Below are 18,204 nucleotides of genomic sequence, written 5' to 3'. Positions count from 1 at the left end.
CCGTAATGGTCATCGTAGCCGCTCGGGCGGCGCCGCCCGTACTCCGGTCCGGACCGCGGGCGCATCCCCGCCGAGCCGGGCGGCGACCCGGGCCGCGGCCGACGTCGCCCGGGCCGAGGTGGTGGCCAGGCCGAGCGCGAGGATCACACCGCCGAGACCCACCAGGATCCACCAGCCGGCGTGGCTGGCCGGCGCGAAACCCGTGGCCACCGGGCCGACCACCGCCGAGGTCACCACCGTCCCGATCACCGCGACCCCGAGCGACTGGCCGACCTGCCGACTCGTCGACGCGACGGCCGCCGCCACACCCGCCTGGGCCCGCGGCATGCCGGAGACGGCCGCGTTGGTGATCGGCGCGTTGACCATGCCGAAGCCGAAACCGAACAGCGCGTACGCGACGAGCAGCAGCACCGCCGGGGAATCCGCGGTCAGCCGGGTGAGCAGCAGGCCGCTCGCGGCCAGGCCCAGCCCGGCCGCGACCAGCGGCAGGCGCGGGCCGCGGCCGCCGACGATCCGTCCGGACAGCGGCGCGCAGACCAGCATCATCCCGGCCATCGGCAGCGTCCACAGACCCGCCTCGACCGGGCTGTAGTGCCGGACGTCCTGCAGGTAGAGGGTGTTGAGGAAGAGGAAGCCGCCGAGCCCGGCGAACGCGCACACCGCCGTGACGGTGGCGCCGGTGAACGGCGGGCTGGCGAAGAAACGCGGGTCGACCAGCGGCTCGGCGACCCGCCGCTCCCACAGCGGGAAGGCGACCAGCGCGGCCACCGCGACCCCGGCCAGGGCCAGGATCAGCGGGGACGTCCAGCCGTTGCCGGGGCCCTCGATGATGGCGGCGGTGCCGCAGCCCAGCAGCAGGACCATCAGCAGCTGCCCGACCGGGTCCAGCCGGCGCGGCCTCGGGGCGCGTGACTCGGGGACGTAGCGGACGGTCAGCGCCGCGGCGACCAGCGCGACCGGAACGTTGATCAGGAAGATCGACGGCCATCCGGCGCCGTCCACCAGGAACCCGCCGAGCAGCGGCCCCATCGCCATCGAGATGCCGACCACCCCGCCCCACACGCCGATCGCCCGGGCCCGCTCGGCCGGGTCGGTGAACGTGTTGGTGATGATCGACATCGCGACCGGGTTGAGCATCGACCCGCCGACCGCCTGGAGCGCCCGGAACGCCACCAGCCACTCCAGGCTCGGTGCCAGACTGCACAGCAGCGAGCCGAGCGCGAAGCACAGCAGGCCGATCCGGAACACCCGGCGACGGCCGAACCGGTCGGCCACCGAGCCGAACAGCATCAGCAGCGAGGCCAGCACGAGGGTGTACGCGTCGATGATCCACTGCAGGCCGGAGGCCGGGGCGTCGAGGTCGTGCTGGATCGCGGGCAGCGCGATGTTCACCACGGTGTTGTCGAGGCCGACGATGAACAGGCTCAGGCAGCAGATCGCCAGCACGAGCAGGCGCCGGCGTCGATCGGGGGCGGCGGGGGCGGTGGGTTCGGACACGGCACGATCCTCCCACCCCCGCCCGCCCCGGTGCGGCTCAGAGCGCCGCGAAGCGGACCGTCCGGGTGGCCGGATCGGCCGCCGCCAGCCGCACCCGGATCAGCCCGCCGAGCGGCAGCGGAGCCGGGGCCGCAGCCGCGCCCGCACCGGCCCCGGCGCCGGCCGCCCGGTCGCAGCGGGCCCGGACGGCCGGCTCGCGCAGCTGGACCGTGCCCGAGGCCGGCCGCTTCTCGTCCACGTCGATCACCACCGCCGTGAAGTCCTCGCCCTCCCGGCCCACCAGCAGCTCCGCCTCCACCAGGTCCACGCAGGCCCGCTCGACCTCGGCCGAACGGCGGTCCCCGCTCGCCATCAGTGCCGGAACGGCGGGCAACGCCTCACGCGTCCAGTCCGGCACGTCCTCCCCCGCGGCCACCGCCGCGCACACCTCCTGGGCGAACCGGTCACCGAGCCGGCGCAGCGGCGCCGTGCAGTGCGCGTAGGGCGCCGCCAGCGCCGCGTGGCCCGGAGCGGCGGGGGCGGGCAAGCCTCGGGACTCGTCGAACGCGTGGTAGCCGGCGCCTCGCAGCAGCCCGGTGCACTCGTTGAGGAAGGCGGCGTTGAGCGGCACGTCCGGGTCCAGCGAGCGGATCAGCTCCTGGTACGGGAGGCCCTCCGGCCAGGCCACGTCCAGGGCGGCGGCGATCCGCCGCAGCCGCGCGTACGCGGAGGCGGGCGCGGCCGGCAGCGTGCGCAGCAGGCCGACGCCGGCGTCCAGCATCATCTCCGCGGCGGCCATGCCGGTGAGCAGCGAGACCTGGGCGTTCCAGCCGTCGGCCGGGCCGGGCGCGCGGTAGCCGAGGACGTACCCGTGCAGGGTCTCCTCCACCTCCTGCTCGGGCACCGGCAGGCTGATCCCGCCGCGCACCCGCTCCTGCTCCTCGCGCAGCCCGCCGACCGTCGCGAGCAGGGCCAGCTGCTCGTCGGCCCCGCCCAGGTCGACGGCGCGCTGGACGGCCGCGTAGTCCAGGCGGCGGTGCGAACGGACCACGGCGCGGCGTGCGTCCGCGAGGACGACCGCGCCGGCCTCGTCCAGGTCCAGCTGCCACAGCAGTGCCGGGCGGGGCTCGCCGGGCAGGAGGCTGGCGGCGTCCTCGGAGATCCGGGTGGGGTGCAGCGGGATGCGGTGGTCAGGGAAGTACAGGGTTTCGACCCGGCGGCGGGCCTCGGCGTCGATCGCCCCGCCCGGGCGGACGAAGGCGGCGACGTCGGCGATCGCGTAGTACACCCGGTAGCCGCCGCCCGGGCGGCGGGTGAGGTGCATGGCCTGGTCGAGGTCCCGGGAGCCGGGCGGGTCGACCGTGAAGAGCGGCAGGTCGGTGGCGTCGTACTCGGGCATCCGGGGCCGCTCGGCCGCCTCCTCCGCCTCGGCCAGCACCGCCTCCGGCCACTCGGCGTGGATCTCCAGTCGGGTCCTGAGATCGGCCAGTTCCGCATTGATCCGGGCGGAGTCGGCGGCCTTGACGCGCAGTTTTCGGCGTGGCATGCACGTCAGCGTAGGGCGAATCGGGTGATTCCGGACGGAGGCTCGGCGGCTTCGGCGGTCTCGCCGGCCTCCGGGGTTCCGGTGGTCTCGACGGCCTCAGCGGCCCAGGAGCTTCCTGAGGTCGGCGGCGGCGAGGGCGACGGAGTCGTCGTAGCCGCCGGTGGCCAGGCGCAGCACGAAGGCGACGGCGTCGTCCGGGTGCGGGTCGGTGTAGGACTCGCCGTTGTAGTCCAGGAACAGCAGCATCGCCTCGAACGCGGTGCGCTTGTTCCGGTCGACCAGTGGGTGGTTGCGGGCGAGGCTCTGGCCGAGCGCGGCGGCCTTGGTCCAGAGATCCGGGTAGGCGTCGGCGCCGAACAGGCTCGCCTGCGGGCGGCCGAGCGCGGACAGCAGTGCGCCGAGGTCGCGGATGTTCTCCGGGCCGCCGGCGAGGTAGGTGACGTCGTCGAGGTCCAGGAACTCCGTAGGCCTGGTGGGCCGGGTCACAGGTCCTTCAGCCTCTCCAGCGTCTCGGCGTTGGCCGCGCGGATGCGGGCCACCATGGCCGCCCGGCGCTCGGCCCGGCCGGCCCGCGTCAGGCCCTCCGGCACGTCGGACTGCCGCACCTCGAACGCCAGCTCGGCGGTGTCGCCCCCGCCCTCCCCCTCGGTGACCCGCACCCGCCCGGCCATCACGGCCTGCGCGGCGGCACGCAGCGCGAACTCCAGCGCCTGCCGCGTCTCCACCGGCAGATCGGCGGGCAGCCGCACGGACAGGGACTCCTCCACGGCGTCGTCGTCCTCGCCGGGCACCAGGTCCAGGGGTCGCAGGGACATCTCACTCACTCTCCTTCGCCACCCACCGTAACCGCCGGTGGACCCATCCCCCACCGAATTCCCCCTGGGCAGGGGCAGGGCGGCCCACCCCGGCGAGCAACTCCGCGCATTGCCGTAGCCCGGGAGCCGGCCTCCACGCGCATCCGGCCGAACGACCGCTCCGGGGACCGCTCGGCGGAGTGGGGCCGGTTTTGCGTAGGGTGGCGGGGTTCGGTTGCCACAAAGTGTTGAGGAGTCCGCTGTGCTGGTGCTGTTGCCGCCCTCGGAGGGGAAGGCCGCGTCCGGGGACGGGGGGCCGGTGGTGCTCGACCGGCTGTCGTTGGCGGGGCTGACGGCGGCGCGGGGTGAGGTGCTGGAGGCGCTGGTCGCACTGTGCCGGGGGGACGAGGACACCGCCGCCGAGGTGCTCGGGCTCAGTCCGGGGCTGCGCGGGGAGATCGCGCGGAACGCCGGGCTGCTGTCGGCCGGGGTGCGGCCCGCGGGCGAGGTGTACACCGGGGTGCTGTTCGACAACCTGGGCCTGGCCACCCTGGACGAGGCCTCGTACGGCCGTGCCGAGCGTTCGCTGCTGGTGTTCTCCGGGCTGTGGGGCGCCGTGCGGATCGCCGACCGGATCCCGCCGTACCGCTGCTCGATGGGCGTGAAACTCCCCGGCCTGGGGGCGCTCGGGGCGTACTGGCGGAGCGCGATGGCCTCCGTGCTCCCGGAGATCGCGGACGGGCTCGTGCTGGACCTGCGCAGTTCCGCGTACGCGGCCGCGTGGAAGCCGGCCGGTGAGGTGGCGTCGCGCACGGCGACCGTCCGGGTGCTCCAGGAGCGGAACGGCAGGCGCACCGTCGTCAGCCACTTCAACAAGGCGACGAAGGGCCGGCTCGTCCGGGACCTCCTGGTGGCCGGGGCCGAGCCGAAGACCCCCGCCGAGCTGATGGACGCCCTGCTGGAGCTGGGCCACCGGGTGGAGCTCGCCGCGGAGGGCACGGCCCGCAAGCCGTGGCAGCTGGACGTCGTCGTCACCGAGGTGCACTGACGCCCTGACGGCGGTGGCGGGCTCGCGCGGGAGCCCGCCCCGCCGTCAGCGCAGGTGCGACGTGTCGTTGAGCAGCCGCACCGACGCGTTGCCGTCCGCGTAGTACTGGACGGCGCACAGCGAGGCCGCGGACAGCTCCATCCGGTACAGCGAGTCCGGCGGGGCGCCGAGGGCCAGCCGGACCAGCGTCTTGATCGGGCTGACGTGCGAGACGACGAGGACCGTCCGGCCGGGGTGGCGGGCGATGATCTTGTCGCGGGCGACGGCGGCCCGGTGGGTGAGCGTGGTGAAGCTCTCGGTGCTGCCGGTCGGCTTGGCCTTGGCCGAGCCGAGCCACGCCGTGAGGTCGTCCGGGTAGCGCTCGCGGACCTCGGCGAAGGTCAGGCCCTCCCACGCGCCGAAGTCGACCTCGCGCAGCCCGTCCTCGTACCGCACCTCCAGGCCCAGCCTGGCCGCGACGGTCTCGGCGGTCTGCCGGGTGCGCTGCATCGGGGAGGCGACGACCGCCTGGACGCTGCCGCGCGCGGCGAGCGCCTCGGCGGCCCGTTCGGCCTGCCAGCGGCCCTTCTCGGAGAGCTCCGGGTCGCTGCCGCCGCTGCCGGAGAAGCGCTTCTCCGGGGTGAGCGCGGTCTCGCCGTGGCGCAGCAGCACGAAGGTGGTGGGGGTGCCGAGGTCGGCCGGGGCGGCCCAGCCGGCCTTGGGGGCCGCGGTCTCCAGCGGCGGTTCGGCGACGGCCGCCACCGCGGCGGGCTTCCTGGGCTCCCACGGCCGGCCCGCCTTGCCGGCGTCCATGGCCTCGTTGGCGAGCCGGTCGGCGTCCTTGTTCCGCTCGCGCGGAATCCAGGTGTAGGTGACGCGGCCCCGCGGCAGGACGGTCTTCGCCTCGGCGGCGAGCGGCTGCATGTCGGGGTGCTTGATCTTCCAGCGCCCGGACATCTGCTCGACGACGAGCTTGGAGTCCATCCGGACGTCCACCGTGGCGTCCGGGTCGAGCTCGCGCGCCGCCCGGAGCCCGGCGATCAGGCCCTTGTACTCGGCCACGTTGTTGGTGGCGTGCCCGATGAACTCGGCGGCCTCGGCGACGATCTGCCCGGTGTCGCCGTCGCGGACGACCGCGCCGTAGCCGGCCGGCCCCGGGTTGCCCCGGGACCCGCCGTCCGCCTCGACGATGAAGCGCGCCGCCACCGGATCAGACGCCCGAGTCGGCGGTGCGGACCAGGATCCGCGAGCAGTTCTCGCAACGGACCACCTTGTCGGCCGGCTCGGCCTTGATGGCGTTGAGCTCGGTGATGGAGAACTCGGTGCGGCAGCCCTCGCAGCGGCGCTGGTAGAGGCGGGCCGCGCCGACGCCGCCCTGCGTCTCGCGCAGCTTGGCGTAGAGCTTCATGAGGTCGGCCGGGACGACGGCGGCGACGGTCTCGCGGTCGCGCTTGACCTTGTCGGCCTCGGCGTCGATCTCGGCGAAGGCGGCGTCCCGGCGGCCCTCGGCCTCGGTGAGGACGACGGTGGAGTGCTCCAGGCGGGCGGTGAGCTCGGTGACGCGGGTCTGGGCGCTCTCCAGGCGCTCCATGACGTCGAGCACGACCTCCTCCAGGTCGCCCTGGCGCTTGGCGAGCGAGCCGATCTCGTGCTGGAGGTTCTCCAGGTCCTTCGGCGAGGTGATCGCGCCGGAGTCGAGGCGCTGCTGGTTGCGGGCGGAGCGGGCGCGGACCTGCTCGACGTCCTGCTCGGCCTTGGTCAGCTCGCGGGCGGTGTCGCCCTGCTGGGCCTGGGCGGCGACGACCAGGTCCTTGAGCGCGGTGTGGTCGGCGGTGGCCTTCTCGATCTCGGCGTGCTCGGGCAGGCTGCGACGCCGGTGGGCCAGCTGGTCGAGCTTGGAGTCGATGGCCTGGAGGTCGAGCAGGCGGATCTGGTCGGCGGGCGCGGCGTTCAAGCGGAGAGCTCCTGTGAATCGGGTCAGGCGGGGAAGGACATGGGGGCGTGCGCGGTCCACGGGTCGGTGACCCGGTGGGAGACCTTGGTCTCCACGGCCCAGCCGCGCTGGTCGGCGGCGGCCCGCAGGGCCCGCTCGGCCAGGGTGAGCCAGGGCCACTCGGTGGCCCAGTGCGCGGCGTCGACCAGCGCGACCGGGGCCGCCTCGGCGGCCTCGGAGGCCGGGTGGTGGCGCAGGTCGGCGGTGACGTAGGCGTCCACGCCGGCCGCCCGGACCTCGGCGAGGAAGCCGTCCCCGGAGCCGCCGCACACCGCGACCCGGCCGATCAGCCGGTTCGGGTCGCCGCAGACGCGGACACCGGCGGCGGTGGCGGGCAGGCCCTTGGCGACCTGCTCGGCGAAGGCGGCGAGGGTCAGCGGGGGCTCCAGCAGGCCGATCCGCCCGGCGCCGCGGCGGCCGAGCGGGTCGGTCGGGTCCGGCACCAGCGGACCGGTGACGGTCAGGCCGACGGCCTCGGCGAGGGCGTCCGAGACCCCGGGGTCGGCGTGGTCGGCGTTGGTGTGCGCGACGTGCAGGGCGATGCCGTTGCGGATCAGCGTGTGCACCACCCGGCCCTTGAAGGTGGTGGCGGCGACGCTGGTGGTGCCGCGCAGGTAGAGGGGGTGGTGGGTGACGACGAGGTCGGCGCCCCACTCCACGGCCTCGTCGACGACGGCCTGCACGGGGTCGACGGCGAACAGGACGCGGCCGACCTCGGCCTCGGGGTCGCCGCAGACCAGGCCGACGGCGTCCCAGGACTCCGCCCACTGCGGCGGGTAGACCTCTTCGAGTGCGGTGATGACGTCGGACAGTTTCGGCACCTGTCGAGACTACCGTGCGCGCGGGGGCGGTCGGGCCCCGGCCGCCCGGTCGCGGGGGCGGTCGGGGGGCGGTCGGGGGGTGTCCCGGGCCCGTGCTGCCGGGTGCGGCCGGCGTACGCGGGTGCCACCCGCGCACGGATGCTCGTCAACCCGCCTCGATCCGCCGCTCGCACCCCCGGGCGCCCGGTGCGCGGGCCGCGCACGCCGGTGCGCCGGGCGCGCGTTGCTCACAGCGTGCCCTTCGCACGAATTCGAAACCCGCGCCGGATCACCCTTATGAGTGAAGTGACCGGTTGTGCGTTGAGCCTCTCCCGCCTCGAAAGTAACTTCAGTTCTGCGAACGGCAGTTGCCCCGGCCCGAGGTCGGGATCGCGCTCCGTCGACGCGGGCCGGAGCCCGCCGCACCAGGGGTTGGGCTCATCGCCCCTCATGAGGGATTGCAACGAGGGGTTGTGGCGAAGGGCTGCAACGAGCAGTGCGCACCCGCGGGCGGCGGCCGAGACGAAGGGATGTGAATGCGGATGACGGGGGCGGGCACATCGCTGCGTACGGCCGGGGGCTCGGGCTCGGTGACCGGCGGGCCGGATGCGGCCGGTCCGTGGCCGGAGGCGACGCGGGCGGCGCTGGCCGGCGCCGGAAGCCGGGAGGGCGGCGGGGACTGGGAGGTCACCGCCGGGGGCTTCTGGTGCACGGCCAGGCCGTCCGGGTCGTCACCCTTACCCGGGCAGGGCTGGAAGCTGCACGTCAGCGCGGCCTCGGCGGTGGGCGAAGCGGTGCTCGCGGCCGTCGTGCGGGTGCTCGCCGACGACCCGTGCACCTTCAAGTTCGCGGCCGGGGAGCAGCGCCTGCGGGAGCTCAACTCACGCAACGGCGACCGCGGTTCTGCGGGCAAGTTCATCACCGTCTACCCGGCGGACGACGACCAGTTCCGGCGCCTCGCCGCCGCGCTCGACCGCGCGACGGACGGGCTGCCCGGACCCGTCGTGCTCTCCGACCGGCCGTACCGGCCCGGCAGCCGGGTGCACTACCGCTACGGCGCGTTCGCGGCACGCGCCGAACTCGGCAACGACGGGGAGTACCGGTCGGTGCTGCGCGGGCCGGACGGGGAGCGCGCGGTGGACGTCCGCGGGGCCTCGTACCGGGCGCCGGGATGGGTGCGGGATCCGTTCGCCCCGCCCTCGGGCCCCAAGACACCAGCCCCGTCGAGGAAGCGGGCCGGCGGCGTGCTGCTCGCGGGGCGGTACGCGATCACCTCCGCCGTGCGGCACAGCACCAAGGGCGGCGTGTTCCTGGGGCGGGAGGCGGCGAGCGGCACCGAGGTCGTGGTCAAGCAGGCCCGCGCCCACATCGAGGTCGACCGCGCCGGAACGGACGCCCGCGACGCACTGCGGCACGAGGCCGCCCTGCTGACCGGGCTGGCCGGGCGCGGCCTGGCACCGGCCGCGATCGAACTCATCGAGCAGGACGACTCGGTCTTCCTGGTGCAGGAACGAATCGCCGGGCAGCCGCTTGGCACCTGGGTCACCACCCGCCTGCGGCGCGACGGCAGCCCCGACGTCGACTGGGCCGAGGCCGCACCGATGACCCGGGCCCTGCTCGACCTCGTCGAGCAGGTGCACGCGGAGGGACTCGTCCTGCGCGACCTCTCCCCCGGCAACGTCATGGTGCGGCCCGACGGCAGCCTGCGGCTCGTCGACCTCGAACTCGCCGCCGAGACCGGCCGGCACGCCGGCGCGGCCGGCACCCCCGGCTACCGCGCCCCCGAACAGGGCCCGGGCCGGCTCGGCCTCGTCACGGACGGCACCTGCGTCGCCGACCCCGCCGTCGACCTGTACGCCCTCGGCGGCCTCCTCTTCCTCCTCGCCACCGGCCACGACCCCCTCCTCCCGGAGGACCTCCCCCACGCCCGCCCGGTCACCGAACGCCTGACCCGCTGGCTCACCCTCGCCGCCCGCACCGGCACCACCGCCCGCCGTCTGGCACCGGCCATCCTGGGCCTCCGGGCGGACACCCCGGCGCAACGATGGGGGGTGGCGGACGTCCGCGCGGCGGTCTTCGGCGGGGACGGGGAGGGCACGCCGTCGAGTGCGAGCCCGACGGCCGAGGACCAGGACGGCGAGGCTCTGGCTCTGCGCGCGGCACCACGTGCGGCGCCGACGGCGGTCGGCGGGCGCGACGCGGCGTCCGAGACGGGCACCGCCCGGGCGGCCGTCGGGCTCAGCACTCGGCCGCCGGTTCCGGGCGGCGAGCTCACGGGCGCGGCCGGCGGACAGCGTGCGGCCACGGCGGGAAGCCCCGGGGCCACCGCGCAGTCCCGCGGCGCGCTCCGCCTCCCCGACCTCGCCGGCCTCCCCTGGCACGACGCTGCGCCGGCCATCGACCTCGACCGGGTACTGGCGGACGGCCTGCGGCACCTCGCCGTCACCGCCGCGCCCGGGCGGCGGGACCGCCTGTGGCCCGTCGTGGCGGCCGGGGAGCGGACCGATCCGTGCAACGTGCAGCACGGGGCCGCCGGGGTGCTCGCCGTTCTCGCCCGTGCGGCGCTCGTGGGCGGGCTTCCGAAGGACGACGGAACGCTCCGGGTGGCGGCGGACTGGATCGAGCGCCGCTGTGCGGCCGAGCCGGTCGTCCTGCCGGGGCTGCACTTCGGGCGGTCGGGCACGGCGTGGGCGCTCCTGGACGCCGCCCGGGTGCTCGACGACCGCGAACTCGCGGAGCGGGCCTCGGCGATGGCACTGCGGGTCGACGCCGAGTGGCCCAACCCCGATGTCTGCCACGGCGCCGCGGGGGCGGGCCTCGCCCAGCTGCGGTTCGCCGCCGACGCCGACGGCACCGCGGCGTCCGCCTTCCTCGCCCGCGCCGCGCGCGGCGGCCGTGCTCTCCTCGCGGCCGCCCGGCGGGAGCCGTACGGGCTGGTCTGGCCGGTGCCGAAGGACTTCGACTCGGCGCTCGCCGGGATCACCCACCTCGGGTTCGCGCACGGTGTCGCCGGGGTCGGCGCCTTCCTGCTGGCCGCCGCCGAGGCCACCGGCGATCCCGCGCTCCTGGCCGGTGCCGTCGAGGCGGGCCGCACGCTCGCCGCGACCGCCCGCCGCGACGGCGGCACCGGTACCGGCCCCGCGTGGTGGCCGCAGAGCGCGGACGACGCCCCGCACGTCCGGCTCCCGCACTGGTGCAGCGGTTCCTCCGGCGTCGGCACGTTCCTCCTCCGGCTCTGGCAGGTCACCGGGGACGCCACCGCCCACGAGCTGGCGCTCGCCGCCGGGCGGGCCGTGCTGGCCGGCCGCTGGCACGGCGGAGTGAGCGCCTGCCACGGTCTGGCCGGCGACGGCGAGTACCTGCTGGACCTCGCCGAAGCCACCGGCGAGCCCGAACTCCATGCCGGCGCAGAGGAGTTGGCGCACCTGATCACCGCCCGCTCCGCCCTCCGCGACGGCCTCGCGGTGCTCCCCGACGAGACGGGCACCGGGTGCGCGCCCGGCTACGGCACCGGCACCGCGGGCGTGCTCGCCTTCCTGCTGCGCCTGCGGCACGGCGGCCCCCGCCTCTGGGTGGACCCGGTACCGCCCGCCACGCGCCGGCCGACCCGCGCCACGGACGGGGTGGGCCGACCGTGAACGTCGCCACGCCGACCCGCACCAACGCGCTGCGCCGCCTGAGCTTCACCTTCGCGCCCGACGGCAGCCACGCCGCATGCCTCGCCTCGGCCGCCGACGGCGGCTGGTACGCGGAGAGCTGGCACCTCCCGGCGGACGGCGGACCGGCGGCCCCGACCGCGCTGCCACTGTCCGGCAACCGTTCGGAGAGCCTGCGCTCGCAGCTGGTCTCGCTGCCGGACGGGTCGGTCCTGGTCTGCCGGAACGACGGCGAGCGGCACGACCTCGTCCACCTGTCGTCCCACGAAGGCACGTGCACGGAAACGCAGCTGGCGACGCTCCGGATGCCCGGCCTGCGCCTCCTGCCGCTGCCCGCCGCCCGCACCGCCCCCGCCTCCCCCTCCGCCCCCGTGGCGCTCGCGCTCGGCGCCGACACCCGTCCGGCGACCATCGTCTGGCTGGTGCGGACGGACGGCAGCGAGCCCGAACAGGTCGCCGAGGTACCGGGGTTGCACGGCGGCGGGGTCTGGCTGGACCACACCGGGGCGCTGGTCGCCCTGGACCGGGTGAGCGCGGGGATCGTCCGCACCGTCGTGCTGGACGTGCGCAGCGGCGCCGTCACCCCACTGCTGGAGATCGGCGAGCGCAGCAACGACCGCCTGGTGCTGTTCGACCCCGACAGCCGCTTCGCGATGGTGCGCAGCGACGCGCCGGGCACCGACCGGCTGGGCTGGGGCGTGCTGGGCGGCGGCGAGCCTCTGCGGTTCCCGGAGCGGCTGCACGTGGCGGGGATGTTCCTGCGGCCGGTGGCGCTGCGGCAGGAGGCGGACGGGCCGCGGGTGGCGGTGCAGATCGACCACGGCGCGGGTTCGGCGCTGGCGCTGTGGCGGCCCGCGGCGGGACGGCTGGACCTGCTCCCGGTGCCGCCGGGCCGGCTCGGCGCGGTCGGCCACTGGGGAGAGGCGGGGCTGCGGATGCCGTACTCGGCGCCGGACCACCCGGCGGCGCTCGCAGCGCTGGACGTGGACGCGCTGCTGGCGCACGGCCCGGCGTCCCCGGCGTCCGGACCGATGCCGCTGCCCCTCCAACTTGCCCCGCTGGGCTCGGGGTTGCCCGACCCCTGGCGGGACACGGTGCTGCCGTGGCAGCCCGGCGGCGCACGCATCCCCCGTACGCAGCCGCCCGGTTGGCGGTTGGACGGCAGCACGGCACCCGGCGACGGCGGTCGCTGGCACCCGGCCCAGAGCATCGAACTCGCCGGCCCGGCCGGACCGTTGGAGGCCGTCGTGTACGGCGGCGACGCGTGGCTGAGCAGCCCGCACCTCGTCCTGGCGCTGCACGGCGGCCCGGCGGACGCCTGGCGGCTGGAGTTCGACCCGGCCCTGCAGCGGATGGCCGCGGACGGCCTGGCCGTGGTCGCGCCGAACCAGCGCGGCTCCACCGGGTACGGCGTGCCGCACGCGATGGCGATCCGCGGCGCGTGGGGCGGGCCCGACCTGGACGACGTCCTGTACCTGCTCGACGGGCTCGCGGGGCAGCGCGCGGCGCTCGGCCTGGAGCCGCCGTCCCTGTTCGGCGTCAGCTACGGCGCGTTCCTCGCGCTGCTGGCGGCGGCGCACGCCCCGGCCGAACACGTGGCGCGCTGCGCGGTGGTCGCGCCGTTCCTGTCCGGCGCCCGGCTGCTGGCCGAAGCGGCGCCCCCGGTAAGGGCGTTGACCACCCGGCTGGGCGGCGGCGAGCAGATCGCGGACGCCCGCGGGCCGCGCGACGTGCTCCAGCTCGCGCACCGGCTGAGCGCCCCGCTGCTCGTGGTGCACGGCAACCGGGACGACGTCGTCCCGGTGAGCCAGTCCCGTTCGCTGCGGCACGAGTTGCTGCGGATCGGCCGGGTCGAGGGCGCGGACTTCCGCTACGTCGAGGCGGCCGGGTCCGGGCACGAGGTGCTGGCCGAGGAGGGCGCGGCCGTGCTGCACGAGCTGCTCGCCGCCTTCCTGCGCACCGGCCGGCCGGGCTGACCGGCCCCGCACGGCACGACACCCCACGGACTCCCGGGCCAGACGGCCCGGGGCACCACCCCGGCGCGGCGGACGGAGCCGCCCGGGGGCGATACCCGGCGCCCGCAGGCAGATCGCGGCGGGCGCGCACTCAAGGGGAGGAACAGATCATGGAGAACATGGTGGACTTCGAGACCGACCTCGCGGCGCTCCAGGAGCTGCCGGAGAGCGAGTCCGTCGAGCTGACCGGCCACGGCGCCGGCTGCCAGTACACCTGCCTCGTCCTGACCTGCCTGATCTTCACCATCAACTGATCACGGCAGCGCCAGGGTCCTCCGATGACCCACGGGCGCCGTCCCGCCTGTCCGGACAGGCGGGACGGCGCCGTCCTTCGTCACCGACCTCGTTGCAGGAGCGCCCACTTGCCCCGCCGACCCGACGGACCGACCCTCGCCCTGGGCCTCGCGCCGCCCGTCGAGGCCGCCACCACGCTCGCGCTGCCCGCCGTCCTGGCCGGGGCCGTCGACGCCGTCCTCGGCGGCGCGGACCGGTCCGCGACCGGCGCGCTCGCGCTGCTCGCCCTCACCGTGGGCACGGCAGCCGCCGCCGGCGCCACCGCCGCTGCCGCCGGACCGGCCGGCGCGGCCGACGCCACCGCCGCCCTGCGCGGGCGCCTCGTCCGGCACCTGCTCGACCTCGGGCCGGGCGGCCGGCTGCGCGGCGGCCCGGCGCCCGGCGACCTGACCGCCCGCCTGGTGGGCTCGGCCGGCGACGCGGGCGGGCGGCTGCCCGCCGGGCTCGGCGCGGTGGGCGCGCTGTTCACGTCGGTGGGCGCGATCGTCGGCCTCGGGGTGCTGTCGCCGTGGCTGGCGCTGGCGTTCTTCGCCGGGGTGGTGCCCGGCGTGGTACTGATCCGGCTGTTCCTGCGCGACGCCGGATCGGCGTTCGCCCGCTACCAGGAGGTGCAGGCGGAGCTCGCCGTGCGCCTCACGGGCGCACTCACCGGGCTGCGCAGCATCCACGCGGCCGGCGCCGAAGAGCGCGAGGCCGCGAGGGTGTTGGCGCCGCTGCCCGACCTGTCCACGGCCGGACACGCGCTGTGGGCGGCGCAGCGCCGCACGGCGTGGCAGGCGACGCTGCTGATCGCGGCGGTCGAGATCGCGGTCCTGACGACGGCGGGCGTGCTGCTCGCCGACGGCGCCCTGGCGCCGGGAGACCTCACCGCGGCCGCCGGGTGGGCGGCGCTCGGGGCCGGCCTCTTCGAGCAGGTCGAATCGCTGGTCGGGGTCGCCCACGCCCGCGCCGGACGGGCCAGGGTCGACGACCTGCTCGCGCTCCCGCCGGCACCCGTGGGAGCGGCGACGCTTCCGGCCGACGGCACCGGCGAACTCGCCTTCCGCGGCGTGGTGGTGCGCGACGGCGACCACGTGCTGCTCGGACCGCTCGACCTCACCGTCCCCGGCGGACACACGCTCGCACTGGTCGGGCGCTCAGGCTCCGGCAAGTCCCTGCTGGCCGCCCTCGCCGGACGACTGCGCGACCCGGACGAAGGCATGGTGCTCATCGACGGCGTCCCGGTCGACGAGCTGGCCCCCGACGAACTCCGGAACGCCGTCGGCTACGCCTTCGAGCGGCCCGCCCTGGTCGGCGACACCGTGCGCGACGCACTCGCCGGCGCGGGCGAGGCGGAGGCCGAGGCCGCCCGCGCGGACGGCTTCCTGCGCCGACTGCCCCGGGGGTGGGATACGCCGCTCGACGAACTGCGGCTCTCAGGAGGCCAGTTGCAACGCCTCGGACTGGCCCGACTGCTGGCACGGCCGACGCGGGTGGTGGTGCTGGACGACGCGACCTCGGGGCTCGACCTCGCCACCGAGTACCAGGTCACCGAAGCGCTCGACCGCGCCACCCTCGGCCGCACCCGCATCGTGACCGCCCACCGCGCCACCGTCGCCGCCCGCGCGGATCTGGTGGCCTGGCTGGAAGACGGTCGCCTCCGCGCCCTGGCCCCGCACACCGCTCTCCTCGCACATCACGACTACCGCGCCGCCCTGTCCGACACCGCCCTACAGGCAGCCGCCTGATGGCCCGCCACCGCATTCCGCGCGCGGAAAGTCGGGTCGGCCGACTTCCCGCGCAGCCTCCTGCGCCCTCCGCCCCCCATCGAGCACCCAACGCCAGCATAGAAAGTCAGCCGGGCCGACTTCTCACGCACGACCTGAAGCCGAACACCACAGACGCAGGAAGTCGAACAGACCGACTCCTCGTGCCAGACCTGGGAGCGGACGCCACAGACGCGGAAGGTCGGGCCGGCCGACTTCTTGGGCAGCACGCCGGGCCGTCCGGAGGCCACCAACTCCCCGACGCCCGCGTGGTACGTCGGCCCGATCGACTTCTCGCGCCGGGCCGGGGGCCGGACGCCTCGGACGCCTCGGACGCCTTGGACGCCTTGGACGCCGAAAGTCGAGCAGACCGACCTCTCCCGCACGGCTCGGCACCAGCCGCCTCCGCCGCCTCGGGCGCCGTCGCGCAACCCGGCGACGCAGGAAGTCGGCTCGGCCGACTTTCCGCGCAGGTGGCTCGTGCCTCCGCCAACTCAGGGCACCGAGCTCACCGGCGGTCCCCGCGCACCAAGGCGCCCCGCGCGAGAAGTCGGGCCCGCCGACTTCTCGTGCCACCGCCGCCCCCGATGCCCGCGGCCGCCCACCATCACCGCGCAGGAAGTCGGCGGCGCCGGCTTTCCGCTCCCCCCGCCTCTCCCGGGTGGGCGCTCCTCCTTCGGCAGCTCGCCACCACGCGCCGGCCGCTGCTGCGGTTGCTCGCCTGGTCCGTGGCCGAGGCACTGCCGCCGTTGCTCTCCGGGCTGCTCGTGTCGGCCGCCGTGGACCGCGGCTTCCTCGCCGGGCGGCCCGGGGTCGGGGTGGCCTGGCTGGCCGGGTTCGGCGCGGCCACCGTCCTGAGGGCGTTCGCGGCGCGGGCCGGGTTCCCGCACCTCGCGGCGGTCGTCGAGCCGTTGCGGGACGCGCTCGTCACACGGGTGGTCCGTGGCGCGCTCGCCCGGCCCTTCGCCGACACCGCCGAGGTCGCGCGGCTCACCGAACAAGTCGAGTCCGCACGGCAGTTGACCGCCACCCTGCTGCGCACCCTGCGCGGCGTCGGGATCACCCTGGCCGCCGCCCTGATCGGCCTGACGCTGCTCGCACCCGCCGTCCTGCCGCTCGTCCTGCTGCCGCTCCTGGCCGCCGGGCTGTTCTTCGCCCGCCTGCTGCGGCCGCTGGTGGAACGCCGCCGGGCGGTCGTACTGGCGGAGGAACGATTCGCCGCCGAGGCGGGCCGCGCCCTGCACGGCCTGCGCGACGTCCAGGCCACCGGTACGCAGCCGCAGGTGGCCGCCGCACTGGCCGAGGCGGCCGGGACGAGCGCCGCCGCCGCCCGCGCGCTGGGCCGGGCGTCCGCCCTGCGCGTGCTCGTGGTCGCGTTCGGCGGCCGGTTGCCGGTGCTGGCCGTGCTCGCGGCGGCGCCGTGGCTGCTCGCGCACGACGTGCTCACGGCCGGCGAACTGCTCGGCGTCGCCACGTACCTGCTCCAGCAACTCGATCCGGCGGTGCGGACGTTGGCCGGTACGGTCGGCGGCTGGCTGCTCGGCCTCGCGGTCGTGCTGGACCGCCTGGCCACGGCTTCCGCCGACGACGCCACGGCCGCCCGGTCGACGGCGGGAGGCTCGACCGCCCGTGACACGAGCCTGCGCCTCACCGCCCTTCGCTACGCGCACGCCCCCACCGCCGAACCGGTCCTCGACGGGCTCGACGTGACGGTCGGAGCCGGGGAGCACGTCGCCGTCGTGGGCCCGAGCGGAGCCGGCAAGTCCACGCTGGCCGGGTTGCTCGCCGGCCTGCTCACGCCCACCTCCGGCGACCTCACCATCGGCGGGGAACACCTCCCACCGGGCGACCGCACCCGGCTGGTCGCGCTGCTTCCGCAGGAGGCTTACGTCTTCCCCGGCCCGCTGCGCGAGAACCTGACGTGGCTCGCGCCGGAGGCCACCGACGCCCGACTCGCCCGTGCCATCGACGTCGTGGGTGCCGGTGAACTCGTCACGCGGCTGGGCGGAGCGGACGCCGTCCTCACCGACCCCGCCGCACTCTCCGCCGGCGAGCGCCAGTTGCTCGCGCTCGTCCGGACGTACCTCTCCCCCGCCCCCGTCATCGTGCTCGACGAGGCGACCTGCCACCTGGACGCCACGGCCGAGGAGCAGGCCGAACGGGCCTTCGCCGCCCGACCGGGAACGCTCGTCGTCGTGGCGCACCGGATCAGCTCCGCCCTGCGCGCGGACCGCGTCCTCCTCCTGGACGGCGGCCGCGGCACGCTCGCCAGACACGGGGACCTCCAGGTCCTGTCGCCGCTCTACCGGGAACTGGTCGGCCACTGGCTGGGCTCCGCACCGCGCAGCAACAGCACACCGCAAGCCGGACACGCGTCATGACGAAGCCACCGGCGAAGGCCGACACCCCTGCTCCGGCTGGCGGATCCGTGAGATGCGACACGAGAAGTCGGCGACATCGACTTCTCGTGCAGGCGCCCTGGGAGCAGACCGGGAGGAGGGGCCGTCAGCGGCCGCAGGCGGACGGCGCTGCACGGGGCAGGAGCCGCCGGGCCGTGGGGTCCGGATCTCGGCTGGCTGGGCCGAGGCGGGGACGGTCAGCGGCCGGGGACGGAGGGCGCCGTGCGAAGCCGGCGCTGCCGGGCCAGAGGTGGTCGGGATCTCGGCGCGCCCCGGCGACGGGCGGGCGGGGAGGGCGCTGCGCGGGGCAGGTACCGCCGGGGAGGGGGTGTCAGGATCTCGATAGGATCTCGGGCGCCGCGGCCGTTATGGTGGCCGGGGCACGGGCCGCGATCACCGGCTGTGGCGCGGTTCCTGCGCCCGAAACGGGGGCCCGACCGCGCATTCACAGTGCCGGGC

Annotated in this window: 13 protein-coding genes; 6 read left to right on the top strand and 7 right to left on the bottom strand. The window is 76.1% G+C overall.

Features of this window, described 5'->3' with window-relative positions; genetic code table 11:
• Positions 1 to 9: 9 nt before the first annotated feature.
• The 4 genes from AB0C76_RS08120 to AB0C76_RS08105 all read right to left on the bottom strand — a co-directional run bounded on the left by AB0C76_RS08120 (position 10) and on the right by AB0C76_RS08105 (position 3,837).
• Positions 10 to 1,497, bottom strand: coding sequence for an MFS transporter (locus tag AB0C76_RS08120; protein WP_359961442.1), 1,488 nt, complete (start codon positions 1,495 to 1,497; stop codon positions 10 to 12).
• A gap of 37 nt (positions 1,498 to 1,534) precedes the next feature.
• A complete protein-coding gene (locus AB0C76_RS08115; protein WP_359961439.1) occupies positions 1,535 to 3,022 on the bottom strand; it encodes an RNB domain-containing ribonuclease in 1,488 nt (495 codons plus the stop codon).
• 96 nt (positions 3,023 to 3,118) lie between these two features.
• Complete coding sequence (locus tag AB0C76_RS08110; protein WP_359961436.1) at positions 3,119 to 3,508, bottom strand: type II toxin-antitoxin system death-on-curing family toxin; 390 nt, start codon at positions 3,506 to 3,508, stop codon at positions 3,119 to 3,121.
• Positions 3,505 to 3,837, bottom strand: a complete 333-nt coding sequence (locus AB0C76_RS08105; RefSeq protein ID WP_359961433.1) for a hypothetical protein — start codon at positions 3,835 to 3,837, stop codon at positions 3,505 to 3,507. Before AB0C76_RS08105 ends, AB0C76_RS08110 begins: the two co-directional genes overlap by 4 nt.
• A gap of 241 nt (positions 3,838 to 4,078) precedes the next feature.
• Here AB0C76_RS08105 and yaaA point away from each other — a divergent pair, with 241 nt between their 5' ends.
• Complete coding sequence (gene yaaA / locus AB0C76_RS08100; protein ID WP_359961430.1) at positions 4,079 to 4,864, top strand: peroxide stress protein YaaA; 786 nt, start codon at positions 4,079 to 4,081, stop codon at positions 4,862 to 4,864.
• Between the two features lie 45 nt (positions 4,865 to 4,909).
• Here yaaA and AB0C76_RS08095 read toward each other — a convergent pair whose 3' ends face one another.
• Genes AB0C76_RS08095 through AB0C76_RS08085 form a run of 3 tightly spaced genes read right to left on the bottom strand, consistent with a single transcriptional unit; the run spans position 4,910 to position 7,657 of the window.
• Positions 4,910 to 6,049 carry a bifunctional RNase H/acid phosphatase gene (locus tag AB0C76_RS08095; RefSeq protein WP_359961427.1) on the bottom strand — a complete coding sequence of 380 codons (1,140 nt, stop codon included), beginning with the start codon at positions 6,047 to 6,049 and terminating at the stop codon, positions 4,910 to 4,912.
• Between the two features lie 4 nt (positions 6,050 to 6,053).
• On the bottom strand, positions 6,054 to 6,797 hold the full coding sequence (locus AB0C76_RS08090; protein WP_359961424.1) for a C4-type zinc ribbon domain-containing protein: 744 nt from the start codon (positions 6,795 to 6,797) through the stop codon (positions 6,054 to 6,056).
• 23 nt (positions 6,798 to 6,820) lie between these two features.
• Positions 6,821 to 7,657, bottom strand: coding sequence for a Nif3-like dinuclear metal center hexameric protein (locus tag AB0C76_RS08085; RefSeq protein ID WP_359961421.1), 837 nt, complete (start codon positions 7,655 to 7,657; stop codon positions 6,821 to 6,823).
• A 515-nt stretch (positions 7,658 to 8,172) separates the two neighbouring features.
• On the opposite strand from AB0C76_RS08085, the gene lanL reads away from it, so the two are divergent.
• The 5 genes from lanL to AB0C76_RS08060 all read left to right on the top strand — a co-directional run bounded on the left by lanL (position 8,173) and on the right by AB0C76_RS08060 (position 17,727).
• Entirely contained in the window at positions 8,173 to 11,274 is a 3,102-nt protein-coding gene (gene lanL, locus AB0C76_RS08080; RefSeq protein ID WP_359961418.1) for a class IV lanthionine synthetase LanL, read from the top strand.
• A complete protein-coding gene (locus AB0C76_RS08075; protein ID WP_359961415.1) occupies positions 11,271 to 13,268 on the top strand; it encodes an alpha/beta fold hydrolase in 1,998 nt (665 codons plus the stop codon). Before lanL ends, AB0C76_RS08075 begins: the two co-directional genes overlap by 4 nt.
• Positions 13,269 to 13,417: 149 nt before the next feature.
• Positions 13,418 to 13,561 carry a VenA family class IV lanthipeptide gene (locus AB0C76_RS08070; RefSeq protein ID WP_329930970.1) on the top strand — a complete coding sequence of 48 codons (144 nt, stop codon included), beginning with the start codon at positions 13,418 to 13,420 and terminating at the stop codon, positions 13,559 to 13,561.
• Between the two features lie 108 nt (positions 13,562 to 13,669).
• Entirely contained in the window at positions 13,670 to 15,328 is a 1,659-nt protein-coding gene (locus tag AB0C76_RS08065; protein WP_359961412.1) for an ABC transporter ATP-binding protein, read from the top strand.
• 746 nt (positions 15,329 to 16,074) lie between these two features.
• Complete coding sequence (locus tag AB0C76_RS08060; RefSeq protein ID WP_359961409.1) at positions 16,075 to 17,727, top strand: ABC transporter ATP-binding protein; 1,653 nt, start codon at positions 16,075 to 16,077, stop codon at positions 17,725 to 17,727.
• The last annotated feature ends 477 nt before the right edge of the window (positions 17,728 to 18,204 follow it).

Origin of the sequence: Kitasatospora sp. NPDC048722, assembly GCF_040650235.1 — a bacterium.
In the GTDB taxonomy this organism is placed as follows: Bacteria; Actinomycetota; Actinomycetes; order Streptomycetales; family Streptomycetaceae; genus Kitasatospora.
The sequence above is the reverse complement of the archived record's forward strand: the minus strand, read 5'-3'. Positions and strand labels throughout refer to the sequence as shown.